This is a genomic window from Streptomyces sp. NPDC047022 (assembly GCF_040644155.1).
Lineage (GTDB): Bacteria > Actinomycetota > Actinomycetes > Streptomycetales > Streptomycetaceae > Streptomyces.
On record NZ_JBEYVV010000112.1, the window covers coordinates 1 to 1198 of the forward strand.

1 protein-coding gene is annotated in these 1198 nt (G+C 70.5%); it reads right to left on the minus strand.

Features of this window, described 5'->3' with window-relative positions; translation table 11 throughout:
• On the minus strand, window positions 1–1198 hold a 1198-nt coding region (locus ABZ845_RS31985; protein WP_360987081.1), incomplete at both ends, for a condensation domain-containing protein.

The window sequence follows — 1198 nt, forward strand, 5'->3', positions numbered from 1 at the left end:
CAACCGTCACCTCAGCCACCGACACACCCGTGTCATTCCAACCCTCAAGGAGCCGCCCACGCTCCACCCCATCCAACACATCCACCGCACTCAGCGGCACAGGAGTTTCGGCCTCCAGCGCGGCCACCAGGTTCTCGGCGGCGGTGCGCAGCAGGGCGCACACCATCGCCGGGTCGATGCCACCCGCGGCGTCGACGGTCAGGTTGAACCCGGTCCCGAAGTCGTCAACGGCCACCATCAGCGGGTAGTTGGTGCGCTCACGGATGAGCAGAGTGCTGATGCCCTCCAGCCCGTGGTCGGCCTCCTGGGCGGACAGCTGGTGGTGCCGGTAGTTGAAGAGCGAGGTGAACAGCGGGCTGCCGCTCTCGATTCCGCTGGCGCGCTGTGCCACCGCCAGCGGTGCGTGCTCATGCACCAGCAGCTCCGCCAGCTGGTGCCGAATCCCGGTGAGTGCGTCGGTGGCACTCGTCGCGTCCACCCGTACCCGCACCGGCAGGGTGTTGATGAACGGGCCCTGCACCCGGTCGGCGCCGGCGCCGGAGTTCATCCGCCCGAACAGCACGGTGCCGAAGACCACGTCGTCCCGGCCGCTCACGGCGGTCAGCACCCGCGCCCAGGCGAGGTGAAAGACCGTGGCCGCGCTCGCTCCGAGCCCACGTGCCACCGCCCGCACCCGGTCGGCGAGGTCCTGGTCGACGTGGATCTGCCCGCGCTCCGCGGCGGCGCCGTCGCCGTGCACGTTCAGCAGCCCGAAGGGCGCGGTACTTTCCGTGACGTCGCCCAGCAGCTCGGCGAAGTGTCGCTCGTGTTCCTCGCGCGGCACGCCGAGGCGGGCCTGTGCCACGAAGTCGCGGAACGGCAACGGCTCGGGCAGCGACGTTCCATGTCCGGTCAGGAAGGCGCGCACCTCCCGCAGCAGTGCTTCCTGCGTGGTGTGGTCACGGACCATCTGGTGGATGTGCAGCAGGGCAAGCCACCGGCTGCTGCCCGGGTCGGCGGCGATCCGCACGCGGATCAGCGGCGCGCGGTTGAGATCCATCCAGCCCCCGCCGAGGGCCACCAACTGCTCCACAGCCTCCGGTCCCTGCGGATCGAGGACGAGTTCCTCGACCGGCAGCTGCACCCGCCGGGCCACCACCTGCACCGGCTCGCGCAGGCCGTCCCAGACGATCGCGGTGCGGTAGATGTCATGCCGGTC